The organism is Streptomyces mutabilis, from assembly GCF_046628145.1.
Lineage (GTDB): Bacteria > Actinomycetota > Actinomycetes > Streptomycetales > Streptomycetaceae > Streptomyces > Streptomyces mutabilis.
The window spans coordinates 5302819-5317719 of sequence record NZ_CP176874.1; the positions used below are offsets into that span (position 1 = coordinate 5302819).

A 14901-nucleotide genomic window follows, 5' to 3' on the forward strand; every position below is an offset into this window, starting at 1 on the left:
GGGAGGGGGAGAGAGCTGAGTGCACGGATGCATGTCTAGCAGCACGGGGCGTCAGACTCGTGCATCGGGACAGATGTCGCCCCAACTTCCACCTGAATCAGATCGCTACTCCGGACTCGCTTGAGGCGCTGTGCGTGGGGCTCAACGGCGGCGTGGCAGTCCAAGTGGTTGTCACTTTGGGAGCGAGGTTGGGGGGACGCTGGACCTGACCGGGGCATCGTTGGGCACCTTGGGTCGTACGCACCCGGCGAACCTCGATTCTCCATGAGTCCCTACCCGTCACGGAAGTGGTACGCCCCGCGGCCCCCGACGCGAGCGGGATGAGTCGGGAACCGTGATGCGGTGAAACCGTGTCCCAGCCCCCGTCCGTTCGGCATGATCGGTCGCGTATGGGTCGGCCCTGAGGAACACCTCGCTTTGGGACCGCCGAAGAACATCCCGACAGTGAGGATTCAAGATGGCCCACAAAAAGCGTCGCAATTTCAGGCACGTGATGGAAGAAGATTCTGGCGCGCTCTTGCGCTCCACGCTACCGCGGGAGTGGGTGCTTCACGAATACGCACCCGATTATGGCATTGACGGCACCGTGGAGATTTTCGAGCCCGTAGGCGATGACGGTGAGAGCTTCGAGACTCTGGGTGAACACATCTTCTTCCAGTTGAAGTCAATCAATAAGAGCAACATTGCGACCAAGGTAGCGGTTCAACGCTCTAACCCACTGCTGGGTCGAGAGGTGCTGTCCAGCAGGAAGGAAGGAGATGAACCATGGGCGGTGCGGTTCGATGCAATCACCTACGACATGGAAGTCGATGAACTACTCACAGTCGAGGCCATGGGCGCTAGTGTTGCAGTTGTTCTATTTCTGGTCCCCCTGGATCGCAACGAGGTATACGTCGTCAGTCTGACTGACTACATCGATAGGGTTCTCAATTTCGATGACCCAGAATGGCGAAGCAGAGGGACTAAACGGATGTACATCCCGCTAGTCAATAGGATCCCAACTCCACCCGCTATGGCACTTCTCAGGCAGTACGGGAAGAGGGCCAAGCTTATGCACCTATTCAACGTGGCAACCTACCAATACACTGCCATCTCTGAATGGTTCGACGGTAGGGAGGATAAAATTAACGCCCTAGCGAGTCGCTTTTGTGATCGCTTGCTTGCTCTCGATGTTTGGAATGAAAACAGTTGGTCAATATTGCAGCACTATCATGACATTCTCGTCGGCTATAGAGACTTGTTTGCCGGGGACGAGTCTGCAATCAATCGAATCGGTTGGAAAAACTTCGATAACTCCTCTGATGAGACGCTCGATATGTACACGAGGATTCGCTTCACCTGGCAAGGTCTCAAATCGCTAGGACTCTCGTACGAGGACCTGGTGCGCGAGTGGGGTCTACCCACTTACAACGGTATAAGGCACCTATCTCTGCATGAGCTCGGTCCGGAATATAGCGAACTAGTTGAACACCTGCCTAACTATAAAGGGTGAGCCACTGCATAACCGCCAGGAGTGATACCTGAGGTTGGTGGAGCGGCTTTGGGCTGGAGCTGCTTTGGGGCGAGTGATCTTGGCCCCGTAAGCTGATGGCGAGTCGGGCAGTCTGTGGACCTGCCCGTTAAAGCACGACGTTGGGGCCAAGATCTTAGAGGCTCGCCCCAAAGTGGCTGCCTAAAGCCGTGGAGCCAACCGCCCCAGCCGCCGACGTCTGAACCTCAGCGCCATCAAGCGAGCTTGTCGAGGCCGAGCTTGGCCAGCCGCGACCGGATGGCGCTGGGCTTCCGGCCGAACCGTTTCCCGAGCGCACCAAAGTCTCGTTCGCCCTCCTGGTAAAACGCGAGGAGGCGGGCGTCGTCCTCGGGTGACCATGGGTGACCCATCCGCGGGAAGCGAGCTCGTAGCTCTTCCGGCGTCTCACGCTTCTTGCCGACGTCGCTGTGAGGGCAGACGGACTCGATGATGTCGAGTGGAAACTCTCCGACGTGGGTGCCTGCGAGCCAAAGGTTCAGGTGGCCGTCATCGAACGTGATCCGGTCGGCATGGATGGTCACTGCTCGCCGTAGCACGTCGCTGTCGTTCGGATCCTGGTGGTAGTCAGTGAACGTCAGACGGAACGCTGCGCGCACGGTGGAATCCCCCATGGCAGCCATCCTGGCGGTCACATTGGGCATGCGGTAGATCATTTCTCGTCCTTGCCCGCTGCACGCGGCGCGCCGCCGGGCGGGGCCGCCGCTGGCGAAGACAGGGCGGCGGCCCCGCCGTAAAGGCGGCGCGCGCCCGCGCCGTGCGCGGGCCTTGATGAAGTAGGGAAAGTCTTACCGCGCTCTGATCACAGGGCGAACGGCTTGTACGAGATGGCTCGATCAACGATCTTGGCGGCTGTCAGCTCGGGATCGAAGTCCCAGAAGATGTAGTCGCTGATGTGCGGGCAACCGGTGCCGCGTTCGAGGGCTGCGATCATGGCGTCACACTCGGCCTCGTCCGCGTAGGTGGAGTCCATGAGCCGCTGCACGAGACGGATGGCTTCCTCGCGGCTCATGCGGCTCGGCTGTCGGGCTTCTGGCCGTGCTCCAAGTACACCAGGACCGCATCGTCCCGGGCCTCTGCCGCGGCGAGGATGCGTCGGGCCAGTCGAGGGATGGTGCGCTCGGTGATCTGTTCCGAGGAGAGGAACTCAAAGCTTCTCAGCTCGTCGGCCTGCAGCTCGATGCTGGCCAATTGCTCCCGGCTGAGCTGGCCGCCGTCGAAGAGGTACAGCACCTTGTCGCCCTCGGCCTCGTTCGGTGCCCAGTCGACCGCGAGGAGGCGTCCGATGGGCGGGGTGATCCCCAGCTCTTCGCGCACCTCGCGCACGGCAGCGTGAAGGGGGGATTCGCCGGCCTCGACGTAGCCGCCGGGGATGTCCCAGTAGTCCTTGTACGTGGGCTCCACCATGAGGACGCGGTCCGCGTCGTCAAAGAAAAGCGCACCCGCCGCCATGCGCGGATGCGCCATCTTCGCTTCGTGTGCGTTCGCTGCCATGCAGCCGAGGGTACCCAGCTCAGACGACGTGCAGCCTGTCGGCCAGGTCCGCCAGGTTCCGGCTCGGCCGGCCGCGCTGCCCCCGCACCCAGGTGAGCACCAGTTCGCGCGCCAGGTAGTGGCTCCGTACCTGTTCAGGGGCCCAGCTCTCTGCTTCGAGGACTTTCGCGAGCGCGTCATCCATCCGGTTGTACGCGCTGAGCGCTCGCGCCACTTCGAGGTTGTGCCGCGTCCGGCGCTCAGTCGGCAGTCCTGCCGTGTCAATCCGCGGGCCCAGGTCGAGGGCGACCTGCATGTCGCCCAGCTCGGCGGCCGTGGCTACTCGGTGGATCGCGACGTTGGTAGGGCCGAAGGCGGTCCAGACGTGGTTGGCGTCGGTCCCGAGTCGGCGGGCTGCTCGTTCTGCTTCGTCCAGGAACGTTCGCGTCGTAGCCCGGTCGTCCGCACGGGCCGAGGCCATGGACCCGGCCAGAAACAGGGTTCCGTAGATGGACAGGAATTCGGGTGACGCATCCGACAGGCCCGGTCGCAGGTACTCGCTGGCGTCCCCGACCAGCTGCACGGCCGCGTCGAATCGGCCATTGGATAGCAGGCAGTGTGCGACGGAGCGGAAAAGCGAGCCTGTCACCACGGCGTCGCCGGACTGCTGCGCTGCGGCCAATCCGCGGTCGGCTGCGATCCATGCCAGGTCCGTTTCACCGAGCTTGGTGAGCACCATGGCCGCGCCCTGGTACGTCATGGCCATCAGCTTGTGGGCCTGCTCCCGTTGGTGGCCCTGGTAGGCCTGGGCCGCAATGAGCGCGTCGGCCAGCAACAGCGGTAGGCGCCGCGTCGCGAACCCATAGCGAGAGTCCTGGTAGGCGTCCCAGACTTCGGCGACGTTGCTGCTCAACTCGTCGAGCGATGTCGGCTCGCCCTCGGTCGTAACACCCAAGAGCGGTGTCAGCTGGCGGTAGTTCATGAGGGCCGAACGGAGTGCCGGCACTGTGCGGGTGCCGCTGTCCGGCGTCCACTCCAAGAGGGTCGGTTCGGCCAACAGGTCGCCGAGCGTGACGTCCAGGGCATCGGCGAGCGACTTGATGACCGAGAGCCTGTCCAGCTCGATCCGGTTGTTCTCCGCCTTGCTCAGCCAGTCCACCGTGCGGCCGACGAGTCCGGCCAGGACCTCCTGAGAGATCCCCCGCCTGCGGCGGTACCACGCGACTCGCTCACCGATCGTCAGATTCGTCGTCATTCCTCGCATGGCTAGAGCGTCTTCCCATCTCCCTATGGGACCCCGGAGGAATTTTCCGGGGCAGTGCGGCGCCTCGCTCCTAGCGTCGTAGCTACCCCAAGAGGTTGCCAGACCGACGACGCGACGAAGGAGCCACGATGCCGCTGACCCCGGCCGAAGTGGTGGAACTGAACCGAGATCTGAGGGCACTTGCCGAGGAGGTGAACGCCATCACGCGCCGTGCCGACGAGTTGGTCAGTCGTCTTGCGGCTGCTTCCGGACCAGTTGCTCAAGCTGATCCATCCGTTCCGCGAGCCGACGCACCTCGCGCCGCACGTCGGACAGATACCCGGCGATCTCCTCGAACTCCGGGCTGTGCTTCGTCTGGCGGGGCTCCTCGGGAAGGGTGACGAAGCTCCCCTTGCCCTGGTGGGAGATTGCGTAGCCATCTTCACGGAGCCGTGAGATCGCCTGGCGGGCCACGGTCCGTGAGACGTCGTGCGTGTTCATCAGCTCGGTCTCGGACGGCAGCTTGGTGCCCGGTTCCAGGTCTCCCTGCCGGATGCGCCTCTTGAAGTCGTCGGCGATCTCCAGGTACTTCGCCCGCCCGGTGAACTCGGCCATAGCCCCTCTCAGTGCTTGTTGCACTAAGTGCAGCACATCGAACGGACAACAGTCGAGAAGCACTTGACGCACTAAGTACTTTAGGTGCACCCTCGTGACAGGTCGACGTACTAAGTACGTCAAGTCGAAAACCTAGGAGCGCACTCATGCGTCAGATCCCCGTCGACACGTCCGCTGCCACCGTGATGGTGGCTCAGCCCCCGCAGCCGAAGGTGAAGGATCGCCGTACCGGCGAGCGCGCGATGGACGCCGAGAGCGGTGCCGCGCTGTCGACCGTGGACGTGATGTTCGCGGCGAACGGTGAGGTGGAGATCCTGTCGGTGACCGTCCCGGAGTCCGGTATCTCGGGTGACTTGATGATGGGCACCCCGGTAGCGCTGACCGGTCTGATCGCCCGGCCGTGGGAGAACGAGTTCAACGGCCAGAAGCGGCACGGCATCGCGTTCCGCGCGGTCGCAGTCACCTCGCTCGCCGCCGGCGCCTCGACCTCGAAGGCGGCCTGAGCCATGACGTGGCTGATCGTCGCCCTGGTGCTGGTCGTCGCCGCTGCGGGTCTCCTGCGGTGGCGGCGCCCTGCCTGGTACTGGCTGACCTTCGGGGTCACCCTCGCCACACTGCGGGTCCTGGTCCGCTACGGCTCGGTCATGGACGCCTGCGGCCTGACGGTCCCGGCCCCTCGCTGGCGCCTGACGGTGGCCCGGGTGGCCAACCGGCCGGGGCCCGGTCCTCGTGCCCCGCGCATCCTCCGGCTACGCGTGACCCGGACCGGTCTCGTGTTACGGCTGAAGCTCCGCCCCGGTCAGGACGCCTTCGACGTGGCGGCCTCGTGCGACCGGCTACGGCACTCGTTCGCCATGTACGGCGTCACCTCGCGTGAGCTGCGATCCGGAGTGGTGGAGCTGCGGATGACGGGCTACGACGTCCTCAAGCGGGTGCAGATGCCCGCGCACGTCGAGACCCGGCCGATGCGGGTCCCGGTTGCCCTGCGTGAAGACGGTTCGGTCCACTACCGCGACTACCGCGCGGTCCCGCACGGGCTCACCCTCGGCGCCACGGAGTCCGGCAAGTCCGTCTATCAGCGCAACCTCGTCGCCGCGCTCGCTCCGCAACGCGTCGCCCTGGTCGGCATCGACTGCAAGCAAGGCGTCGAGCTGTTCCCGTTGGCCCGCCGGTTCTCCGCGCTCGCCGACAACCCCGACACCGCCGCCGAACTCCTCGACGCCCTCGTGGCCCACATGCAGGACGTCTACCAGCTCATCCGCGCAGAGCAGCGGATCACCGCGGACGTGCCGGATGCCGAGATCGCCGCCGACATCTGGGACCTGCCCGAAGACCTGCGCCCCGTGCCCGTAGTCGTCATGGTCGACGAAGTGGCGGAACTCGCCCTCTTCGCGACCAAGGATGAGGAGAAGCGGCGGGACCGGATCATCACCGCGTTGGCCCGGCTCGCCCAGCTCGGCCGCGCGGCCGGCATCTATCTGGAGATCTGCGGGCAGCGCTTCGGCTCCGAACTCGGCAAGGGCATCACCATGCTCCGCGCCCAGCTCACCGGTCGCACCGCCCACCGCGTCAACGACGAAACCAGCGCGAACATGGCCTTCGGCGACATCGCCCCCGATGCCGTACTGGCCGCGATCCAGATCCCCACCGAGACACCGGGCGTCGCCATCACCGGCGACTCGTCCGGCGGCTGGGCCCGCATCCGTGCCCCACATACCTCGCTGCGGCAGGCCGTGAACGTCTGCAACCGGCACGCCGACCTGACCCCGGACCTGCCCGCCCTCGCGCCGTTCCGGCCCGTCCTCGGTGCCCTCGCCCCGGTTCCGGCCCCGGCTGTCGAGTCGGCTCCGGCCGCTGCCTGACTCTCACCCGCGTACGTCCCGACCGAACGAAGGGAGAGCGCACGCCATGTGCCCGCACTCCGAGGACTTCCGCCGCACCGTGGCCCTGCTCGGCGACCTGGCCCTGTACGCCCACACCATCGGCGCCGACCAGGACTTCGTGGACGCGATCGGCCCGTGCCTGGCCGTCTCGCTGCCCGAGCCGCCGCCCGGCATCTTCCCGCCCGGCTACGGCCCCACCGACGGCCCCCAGTACCCCGGCCAGGAGGGGTGACGATGCGCACCGCACTTCGCCCGGACGCCGTTCTCGTACAGGCCGTGATCGCCGGTGCCCTGTCCTTCGCCCACCTGCACGACCTCGCCGCCGCCGCGGGACAGGACGGCTGGAAAGCCTGGGCCTACCCGATCAGCGTCGACCTGCTCTTCGTCGCCGCCTGGCGCCGACTGCGCTCCGACGGGCCGTCCCGACTGGCCTGGTGCTGGTTCCTGATCGCCCTGGCCGCCTCGCTCGGCGCCAACATCGCCACCGCCGGGCTCCTCGACCTCGGCGACGTCCCGGCCTGGCTGCGCATCCTCGTCGCCGGATGGCCCGCCCTCGCCTTCCTCGGCGGCACCCTCCTCGCCCACGCACCCGCCGGACACGCCCCGATACCGGCCGCGCCGGACCTGGAGCCTGCCCCCGAGGTCGAGCGGGAACCGGTCGCTGCCGCCGAGCCGGACCCGGTGCCCGAGCCTGCGTCCGTCCCGGCCACCGAGGAACCCCCGGCCCTCCCGGTCGCCGAACCGGCCCCGGCCTCGCCGCCGGCGGTTCCGGTCCCGGCTGCGCTGGTCGACCACGCCCGCAAGGTCGCCGCCGACCACGAACACCGCACCGGCGCCCGGATCGACACCGACACCCTTCGCGCCCGTCTCGGCGTCCCGCCGCACCTGGCCGACGCCATCGCCGCCCAACTCGCCTGACCCGAGAGGAGACGACTCGTCATGCCCGCCCGCGACTTCTTCCACTCCGTGATGCGGATCGGCCCGGTGCAGATCGGCACCCACCGCGACCGCCACGGCCAGACCAAGCACGCCGCCGTGTGCAGCAACGACGGCTGCGGCTGGTCCGCCGACTACACCAGCCAGTCCGCCGCCCAGCTCGCCGCCCGCACCCACCGCTGCAAGATCCGCTAGGAGGCCACCCATGGACGTCCCGCTCTGGTTCGCCCTGCTCTGCGTCGGAGTCCTCGGCGTCAAGCTCATCCGCCCGCCCTGGTGGCTGATCGCCGTGCTGCTGCTCGGCGGTTATCTCCTCGCCGACAGCCTCCTCGCCCCGGTCATCGACACCGCCGTCAAGTAACCCGCGAAGGGAGATCCGCTCATGTTCCGGCCCAAGCTCCCGACCATGCCCCAGCCCACCGGCACCGTCACCCCGCCCGCGGTCATCGAGCCGACCACCATCACCCCCGGCGCCCCGGGACCGCCGCCGGCCCCGACCGCCCCGGTCCCGTCCCGGCCCACGGTCCAGCTCACGCCCGGTACCGCGCTCGCCCTCGTCGGCGGCGGCACCGCCGTCGTCCTGGTCGTCGGCGCCGTCCTGGTCTCCATGCTCCTCGCGGTCGCCATCACGGCCGCCTCGGTCGCCGTCTGCGCCCTCGTCCTGCGCTCGCTCCTCGCCTCCGACGCTAAGCGTCGCTGACCGGCCGCCGGGTGGCGCACAAGCCGCCAAGCACGCCGCCACCCCCGGGACCACGCTCCGCCAACCGCCATCGCCAAGGGAGAACACCCATGGACCTGCAGATAGCCGCCGCCCTGGTGCCGTTACTCGGCTGGGCCGTGCACGGGAGCATCCTCACCCACCGGCTCGTCTCCGCCCGCCGCGACCCGCTCACCGGCCTGCACACCCGGGACGGATGGACCGCCCGCGCCGAACACTGCATCCGCCGGCACCCGGCCGCGGCCGTGCTCCTGATCGACCTCGACCACTTCAAGACCCTCAACGACACCCACGGCCACGCCGCCGGGGACGCCGCCCTCATCGCGACCGCCGACCGGCTCCGCACCTGGTGTGGACGCGACGGGACCGCCGGACGCCTGGGCGGGGATGAGTTCGTGGTCGTCGTCCGCAACCTGGCCGCCGCCGATCTGGATGCGCTGATCGCCGTACTGCACCGGCCACTGGACTACGCCGGGAGGTCGCTACCGCTGGCCGCCTCGGTCGGCGTCTGCCGCCTCAACGAGCTGCCGGTGCCGCTCCTGACCGATGCGCTCGCCGCAGCTGATGCGGCCATGTACGCGGCCAAGGGCCGTAGCCGCCGGGGCTCGCGCTTCTCTCGCTGACCGGCCGCCGGGTGGCGCACAAGCCGCCAAGCACGCCGCCACCCGGGGCCGTTCCTTCCAACCGCGATCGAAAGGAACCACCATCATGGCCCAGCACACCTTGCCCGCGCCGAAGATCTGCCCGGCCTGCGACGGCTTCGCCACGGTCGCCGTCACCCTCGGCGGCCGGGACCCCCGTGGTCACCTGCGCACCATCACCGTCGACTGCCCGGCCTGCCACGGCGTCGGCACCGTTCACGCCCGCCGTGTCCAGGAGTGCGCTGGTGCCGACGCTGCTCGACCCGACCACCCTCGGCGACCTGCTGAGGGTGGCTTCGGCTTCCGACTACCACCGCTGGGAAGAGCAGATCCGCCGCACCGGCGGCTGCGCCGACCCCATCCACTTGACCGGCTGGACGATCCACAAGGACAAAACCACCGGCGAGACCCTGCACCACTACACCACCGCCAACGAGCCGGGCGGGCGCCTGCGTGTGGCCTGCGGTAACCGCCGTGCATCCCGCTGCCCGTCCTGCGCCTGGACCTACGCGGGCGACACCTACCACCTCATCCGCGCCGGCCTCGCCGGGGACGACCGCCGCGACATTCCCGCCACCGTGCGGGATCGCCCGCGGGTCTTCGCCACTCTCACCGCCCCCTCGTTCGGCCCGGTCCATAACCGGCCCGACCGCGGCGCCTGCCGCTGCGGCACCCACCACGCACCAGACGCCCCGGAGCTGGGCACTGCCCTCGACCCGGCCGCGTATGACTACGCAGGCGCCGTGCTGTTCAACAACCACGCCGGACAACTCTGGCAGCGCTTCACCAACCGACTGCGCCGCGAGATCGCCGCCCGCGCCGGTATCACCCAACGGGAATTGAAGGAGTGCGCCCGGCTGTCGTACGGCAAGGTCGCCGAGTTCCAGAAGCGCGGTGCCGTGCACTTCCACGCCGTGATCCGCCTCGACGGACCCGACGGCCCGGACACCCCGCCGCCGTCCTGGGCCACGGTCGATCTCCTCGCCGACGCCATCCGCGCTGCCGCCGGGCACTCCTACACCTCGGTGTCCGTCCCGGCCACCGACAGCCAACCGGCTCGGACCTTCCGCTGGGGCACCCAGCTCGACGTCCGCCCCATTAAGGCGTTCGGGGACGGCTCCGACATCACCGAACAGGCCGTCGCCTCCTACGTCGCCAAGTACGCCACCAAAGCAGCCGAGAACACCGGCACCCTCGACCGCCGCATCGGCGAACTCGCTGAACTCGACCGTCACAGCGTCCCCGACCACACCCGCCGCCTCATCGAAGCCTGCAAGACGCTCGACCCGCTCTACCCGGACCGGCGGCTGTGGGCCTGGGCCCACATGCTCGGCTTCCGCGGCCACTTCTCCTCCAAGTCCCGCCGCTACTCCACCACCCTCGGCGCCCTCCGCCAGGCACGCGCTGACTACCGCGCCGCCCAGGAGCACGCCGCCCTCGGCCTCGACGACCGCGAGCCGGACACCGTCCTCGTCCTCGCCGACTGGCAGTACGCCGGCCACGGCCACACCCCCGGCGAATCCGCCCTCGCCGCCACCATCGCCCGTGATCTCCAACTCAACCGCCAAACCGCTCGCGAAGAACTCGCAGCCCTGGAAGGAGCCTGACGTGAAAGACGAGCTGATGACCGTCCCGCAGATCCTTGATGAGCTTGGGGGAGTCTCCCGGCGGACGTTCTACCGGTGGCGCGAGCTCGGGCAGGGGCCGGCTGCGTTCAAGCTCCCGAATGGAGAGTTGCGAGTGTGGCGGAGCGACTTCCGGACCTGGCTGCGGCAGCTGGAGACCGCCGCGTGAAATCTCTCGACGTAAAGGTCTGGAGCGTCCGTAAGCGGGACACAAAGACGCCGTCCTATGGAGTGCGCTGGTCAGTGGCCGGCAACGTCTTCTCCGAGTCTTTCCGAACCAAGGCGCTCGCCGACCACTACCGCACCAAGCTCATGCGTGCGATGCGGGATGGTGAGGAGTTCGATACGGGGACCGGTCTTCCAGCGTCTATGGAGGAGACGAAGTCGGCCGTATCTTGGTACACCTTCGCGCTGCGGTACCTAGCGATGAAGTGGCCGCATGCCGCCCCGAACACGCGCGACGGCATCAACGAATCGCTCACCAGCGTGACCATGCAGCTTCTCGGCGAGCGTCCCGGCCGGCCGTCTGACGAGATGATCCGCAAAGCACTTCGCAACTGGGCTTTCGTACTGCCGGCGCCGAATGACCGCGAAGTTCCGGACGATGTGCGGAACGTTCTTCATTGGGTTTCCAAGGCGTCTCGTCCCCTCGCTGATCTCGCCGAACCTGTCACGGCTCGCGCAGTGCTCGACTCCCTGAAACTCAAGCTCGACGGAACAGCCGCAGCAGCGGAAACCGTGCGGCGTAAGCGCAGGACACTCGTCAACGCTGCGAACTACGCCGTCGACCTGGGGGAGTTGCAGGAGAACCCGATCACGGCTGTTCGTTGGCAGAAGCCGAAGGTGGCCAACCAAGTCGATCCGCGGGTTGTCGCCAACCCGGAGCAGGCGCGGAACCTCCTGGCGGCGGTTTCCTACGTGGGCGGGTACCGGCGTGCTCGGGGTCGTCGCCTCGTGGGTCTGTTCGCCGCCATGTACTTCGGCGGCCTCCGGCCGGCGGAAGCGGTCGGCCTTGCCGAGACGGACCTGAACCTTCCCGAGCAAGGCTGGGGCTCGGCGCTGCTCCACCGGACCCGTCCGTCCGTCGGCAAGCAGTGGACCGACTCGGGGGAGACCCATGACGACCGCGGGCTGAAGAACCGGCCGACCGAGGACGTTAGGCGGGTGCCCATCCCGCCCCACCTCGTCGCCGTGCTCCGCGAGCACTTGGCCACCTTCGGCACGGCGGACGACGGGCGGCTCTTCTTTACTGAGAAGGGCTCGGTCGTCCCGTCCTCGACCTACTACTGCGTGTGGCAGGAGGCCCGGTTCCTCGCGCTTCCGCCGGCCGTCGCTGCCTCGCCGCTCGCGAGTCGGCCATACGATCTCCGGCACTCGGCGCTGTCGACGTGGCTCAACGCCGGTGTCGACCCGACCGAGGTGGCCGAGCGCGCCGGCAACAGTGTCGAGGTCCTGCTGACTCGCTACGCGAAGTGCCTGGACGAACGGCAGGACGTTGCCAACCGGCGTATCGAGGAATTGCTCCGCGAGTACGAATGAGACAACCTGCACCGACACTGAGGCCTCAGGCATGCCGCCTGGGGCCTCCCTCGTTTCGGCCCTACCCGCGCCGGTGCTTCGCTTCGTAACGGGCAAGCTGAGCGTGCGGCTTGCCCTGCGCTCTTGTGGCCTCATCTCGCTTGCTGCTGGCATGTCGGCAACATCAATGCCGGAGAACAGGGGGGCCTTGTGGAGCTGCACGTCACGCGCTGGAAGCGATACGGGCATGATCGTCTGTACGTCAACCTGCCTGATGGCACCGCGGTCGGTTGGGCGGACGTCACGACGGGGGATGTCACGGTCTTGCGGGCCGAATACCGCGACGAATTGATCACTGTGCTCACCAAGCACTTACAGGGCATCACTGGGCCCGTCTTGCTAGACAGGGCGTTGGCTCAGGCGCGTCCGATGCTGCCGGCTCTGACGCCAGCCGATGACCTGGCCGTCAATACTCCCGGGCAGTCCTTGCGTGACCTGCTCGCCGAATCCGGCCCGGGGCTTATGGAGCGAGTCGTCTCACGGCTTTTGCGGCGGCCCACTGAGTGGGACTCCTGGCGAAAGGGATTGGCGGGGGAGCGTCGAGTGGGAGCCGAGCTGAACCGCTTGGGGCGCCACGGCTGGCGCGTCCTGCACTCCGTCCCCTTGGCCAACAAAGTGGACATCGATCACTTACTGATCGGGCCTGGCGGAGTGTTCAGCATCAATACGAAGCACCACCACAAGAGGGCCGTATGGGTCGGGGACGATTCCGTGAAAGTCGATCACGGGAAACCGGCGCCCTACGCACGCAAGAGCCGGGCGGAGGCCAAGCGGGTCGCCCGAGTACTTGAGCGCTATTGCGGCTTCCCGGTACCGGTGGAGCCGGTGCTCGTCTTCGTCGGCGTCACCGAGCTGAAGGTGGTCGCCACGCAGCTCGACGTCCGGGTGTACCAGGAGCGCCAGGTGTCGGCCCTCGGTCCGCTCTCAGGCATCCTCACGGCCGACCAGGTGGAGCAGGTGTACGGCGTTGCTCGTCATCGTCAGGCGTGGGCTCAGGCCTGAGGTGGTGGCCCGCGATGAGGTGTCGGCAGTCTTCTTGGTCGGCTGTCGGCAGCCCCCGCGGCGTGACGGTTCCGTGCCGGGCAGGGGGCGCCTGGCGTCGGTACGGGCTTGGCCTTTCCGGGATCTCACCTGCGGCGATGCTCCAAGATCCCGTCCACGCCTCGTCCACAGCCCCCGGCATACGGCCGCTCCAGGCTGCACCCGCCTGCACATACGCGAAGACCCCGTTCTCAGCGTTTCCGCTGGTGACGGGGTCTTTGGGCACCTAATCGATGGTGCCCCCGGCAGGATTCGAACCTGCGCACACGGCTCCGGAGAGCATGCTCAGGACGGCTGTTGGGGTGGGCCTGACCTGCGGAGAAGGTCGGCGCGGTGGGCGCCTCCGACCATCTCACACGCTCCTCACACGAGTGCCGAGATCAGTGGCGGTTGCCTCCAGTGATTGACTGGCAACGAGTGGAGATGCGGACAGGCTGCAACACCAGGTGTTACAGCCTGCCTGTCCGGCAACGAGTGGCACCTGTGATGGTTGCAGGTCAGAGCCCTTAGCTACTTCCTCCGTGCGCCCAGGGTGCCCCGAAACCGTCGATTCAGATCTATGGGGGGTGCGCATAGACGCCTCCAAGCGCATGGGCGACCCAAGCAACGGCGCTCGTCACGAGGCGTCAGGTGTCCGCGCCCGCAGGTGCAGGCATGGTGGGCAAGCGAACGTAAGTTCGATAGATTACGAGCGGCTGTAGCGGGCAATTGCGGGAGTCGGGCCCCGTCACCCTGCATCAAGAGGCATCGTTAGGTCTCACATCGCGTCTGCCCGAAGAGACGTGTGCGGGCCGTTAAGGCAGGAGGAGACCGTTGAGCGACCGAAGCTCTATCGAATGGACTGAGGCGACCTGGAATCCGACCACTGGATGTGATCGGATCTCGCCTGGATGTGACAATTGTTACGCTCTCGCGCTTTCTAAGCGTCTTAAGGCGATGGGAGCACCCAAGTATCAGAACGATGGTGACCCTCGTACCTCCGGCCCAGGTTTCGACGTAACTCTACATCCGGAATCTCTGGCGATCCCTTACGGATGGAAGAGTCCGCGAACGGTGTTTGTAAACTCCATGTCGGACCTGTTCCATGCCCGCGTTCCCTTGAGCTTTGTTCGGCAAGTCTTTGCGGTAATGGCTGACACTCCTCAACACACCTATCAGCTTCTAACTAAGCGTGCCCGTCGCTTGCGGCAACTTGCTCCGAAGCTGGAGTGGCCGTCGAACGTGTGGGTCGGCGTGTCTGTTGAGTCTCAGGCTGAGCTGGCTCGTGTGGACGACCTGAGGCAAGTCCCCGCCGCAGTGCGGTTCCTGTCCTGCGAGCCGCTGCTCGGCCCTTTGGACGGGTTGGATCTGGACCGCATCGACTGGGTCATCGCGGGTGGCGAGTCCGGACCCCGCCACCGACCGTTGGAGGAAGCGTGGGTCACAAGTATCCGTGACGCATGTCAGGAGTCTGGTGTGGCGTTCTTCTTCAAGCAGTGGGGCGGTCGTACGCCGAAGGCGGGAGGGCGCGTGCTTGCTGGCGAGACCTGGGATCAGATGCCCATGGCTGCCGCTGTCTAGAGGGCGTTGTGCCCGCCCACCTGAGGCGGTCTTGAGGGCAAGTTTCGTCAACAACGTTAC

At 66.9% G+C, this 14901-nt stretch carries 19 protein-coding genes; 14 read left to right on the forward strand and 5 right to left on the reverse strand.

Translation table 11 applies throughout. From position 1 onward, the window contains the following. The first annotated feature begins 457 nt into the window (after positions 1–457). Positions 458–1492, forward strand: coding sequence for a DUF4365 domain-containing protein (locus ACLIN4_RS24035; RefSeq protein ID WP_411576195.1), 1035 nt, complete (start codon positions 458–460; stop codon positions 1490–1492). Between the two features lie 233 nt (positions 1493–1725). Here the strand turns inward: ACLIN4_RS24035 and ACLIN4_RS24040 are convergent, their stop codons facing one another. The 5 genes from ACLIN4_RS24040 to ACLIN4_RS24060 form a co-directional block, all read right to left on the reverse strand. Next, complete coding sequence (locus tag ACLIN4_RS24040; RefSeq protein WP_411576196.1) at positions 1726–2184, reverse strand: SANT/Myb-like DNA-binding domain-containing protein; 459 nt, start codon at positions 2182–2184, stop codon at positions 1726–1728. Between the two features lie 146 nt (positions 2185–2330). Continuing rightward, entirely contained in the window at positions 2331–2540 is a 210-nt protein-coding gene (locus ACLIN4_RS24045) for an e9imm peptide (protein ID WP_411576197.1), read from the reverse strand. Then, positions 2537–3022 (reverse strand): NUDIX domain-containing protein, encoded by a 486-nt coding sequence (locus ACLIN4_RS24050; protein WP_411576198.1) that lies wholly within the window; start codon positions 3020–3022, stop codon positions 2537–2539. Before ACLIN4_RS24050 ends, ACLIN4_RS24045 begins: the two co-directional genes overlap by 4 nt. 19 nt (positions 3023–3041) lie before the next feature. Further along, positions 3042–4256, reverse strand: a complete 1215-nt coding sequence (locus tag ACLIN4_RS24055) for a helix-turn-helix domain-containing protein (RefSeq protein WP_411576199.1) — start codon at positions 4254–4256, stop codon at positions 3042–3044. 234 nt (positions 4257–4490) lie between these two features. Next, complete coding sequence (locus tag ACLIN4_RS24060) at positions 4491–4859, reverse strand: GntR family transcriptional regulator (protein WP_086700225.1); 369 nt, start codon at positions 4857–4859, stop codon at positions 4491–4493. A gap of 146 nt (positions 4860–5005) precedes the next feature. Between ACLIN4_RS24060 and ACLIN4_RS24065 the strand changes: the two genes are divergently transcribed. The 13 genes from ACLIN4_RS24065 to ACLIN4_RS24125 all read left to right on the forward strand — a co-directional run bounded on the left by ACLIN4_RS24065 (position 5006) and on the right by ACLIN4_RS24125 (position 14841). Further along, entirely contained in the window at positions 5006–5362 is a 357-nt protein-coding gene (locus ACLIN4_RS24065; protein WP_086700227.1) for a hypothetical protein, read from the forward strand. Between the two features lie 3 nt (positions 5363–5365). Continuing rightward, positions 5366–6721 carry an FtsK/SpoIIIE domain-containing protein gene (locus ACLIN4_RS24070; protein WP_411576200.1) on the forward strand — a complete coding sequence of 452 codons (1356 nt, stop codon included), beginning with the start codon at positions 5366–5368 and terminating at the stop codon, positions 6719–6721. Positions 6722–6767: 46 nt separating this feature from the next. Further along, positions 6768–6974: a hypothetical protein gene (locus tag ACLIN4_RS24075; protein WP_411576201.1), complete on the forward strand. Its 207-nt coding sequence runs from the start codon at positions 6768–6770 to the stop codon at positions 6972–6974. A 2-nt stretch (positions 6975–6976) separates the two neighbouring features. After that, entirely contained in the window at positions 6977–7660 is a 684-nt protein-coding gene (locus tag ACLIN4_RS24080) for a DUF2637 domain-containing protein (protein ID WP_411576202.1), read from the forward strand. A 21-nt stretch (positions 7661–7681) separates the two neighbouring features. Beyond that, the gene (locus tag ACLIN4_RS24085; RefSeq protein ID WP_011030191.1) at positions 7682–7873 is read left to right on the forward strand and encodes a mobile element transfer protein; all 192 of its coding nucleotides are present in this window, start codon (positions 7682–7684) and stop codon (positions 7871–7873) included. A gap of 10 nt (positions 7874–7883) precedes the next feature. Continuing rightward, the gene (locus ACLIN4_RS24090) at positions 7884–8039 is read left to right on the forward strand and encodes a hypothetical protein (protein ID WP_011030192.1); all 156 of its coding nucleotides are present in this window, start codon (positions 7884–7886) and stop codon (positions 8037–8039) included. Between the two features lie 21 nt (positions 8040–8060). Then, positions 8061–8378, forward strand: coding sequence for a SpdD-like protein (locus tag ACLIN4_RS24095; RefSeq protein ID WP_411576203.1), 318 nt, complete (start codon positions 8061–8063; stop codon positions 8376–8378). An 89-nt stretch (positions 8379–8467) separates the two neighbouring features. Continuing rightward, entirely contained in the window at positions 8468–9019 is a 552-nt protein-coding gene (locus ACLIN4_RS24100) for a GGDEF domain-containing protein (RefSeq protein WP_411576204.1), read from the forward strand. A gap of 260 nt (positions 9020–9279) precedes the next feature. Then, the gene (gene repSA / locus ACLIN4_RS24105; RefSeq protein WP_411576779.1) at positions 9280–10644 is read left to right on the forward strand and encodes a replication initiator protein RepSA; all 1365 of its coding nucleotides are present in this window, start codon (positions 9280–9282) and stop codon (positions 10642–10644) included. Between the two features lie 16 nt (positions 10645–10660). Continuing rightward, positions 10661–10831: a helix-turn-helix transcriptional regulator gene (locus ACLIN4_RS24110; RefSeq protein WP_175438207.1), complete on the forward strand. Its 171-nt coding sequence runs from the start codon at positions 10661–10663 to the stop codon at positions 10829–10831. After that, positions 10828–12201 carry a tyrosine-type recombinase/integrase gene (locus ACLIN4_RS24115; RefSeq protein ID WP_411576205.1) on the forward strand — a complete coding sequence of 458 codons (1374 nt, stop codon included), beginning with the start codon at positions 10828–10830 and terminating at the stop codon, positions 12199–12201. Before ACLIN4_RS24110 ends, ACLIN4_RS24115 begins: the two co-directional genes overlap by 4 nt. 189 nt (positions 12202–12390) lie before the next feature. After that, positions 12391–13242, forward strand: a complete 852-nt coding sequence (locus ACLIN4_RS24120) for a nuclease-related domain-containing protein (RefSeq protein ID WP_411576206.1) — start codon at positions 12391–12393, stop codon at positions 13240–13242. A gap of 852 nt (positions 13243–14094) precedes the next feature. Next, positions 14095–14841, forward strand: a complete 747-nt coding sequence (locus ACLIN4_RS24125) for a DUF5131 family protein (RefSeq protein WP_411576207.1) — start codon at positions 14095–14097, stop codon at positions 14839–14841. Positions 14842–14901: the final 60 nt, after the last annotated feature.